General features: G+C 50.0%; 1 protein-coding gene. It reads left to right on the forward strand.

Features of this window, described 5'->3' with window-relative positions:
• Positions 1-540: hypothetical protein (locus AK963_RS34400; RefSeq protein ID WP_175404791.1), on the forward strand; the 540-nt coding region annotated here is incomplete at both ends.

Genomic DNA, 540 nt, shown 5'->3' on the forward strand with positions numbered 1-540 from the left:
AACGTCACCGTCCCTGTATTGACGGCACTCTTGAGCATCTGATGCAAGTGATGGTCTATCGGGAAGGTCTTCCCAGTCTGTTGAAAGAGGTCTCTGAAGATAAGCCGGTTCTTAAAGAGACAATGGTCCATCCGGCTCGTGAGTATGCCTTTCTCTGGAGTCCGCAGAGAAGAGAACTGGAGGTGGTCAGTCGGAGAAAAAATGACAGAGAGGCGCTTGCCACTCTTTTTTCTGAAGCAGGGCTTTCGGTAAAAGACCCTGTGAGTAAATTAGAGCGACGGCCGCTGAACTTGCAGAGTTTAAAGCACAAACCGGCACTCACATTTTCACGCCAGGAAGGTATTGAGAGCGCGGATGTGGCTGACGTAAAAATTATTGCGCCGTCCGGGGCCGTTTATCATATCCACTCATCCGCCAAGAAAGCGCATGAGAAAGATGTTTATCAGGCGGCCCAGGAGGATGATGTGGCGCATATACTGACAAATCCTGGCACTAGAGTTATTGAGGCTTCTATTGCGATCCGGTTTCACAAGTCGGCCA

Origin of the sequence: Endozoicomonas atrinae, assembly GCF_001647025.1 — a bacterium.
Taxonomy (GTDB): domain Bacteria; phylum Pseudomonadota; class Gammaproteobacteria; order Pseudomonadales; family Endozoicomonadaceae; genus Endozoicomonas; species Endozoicomonas atrinae.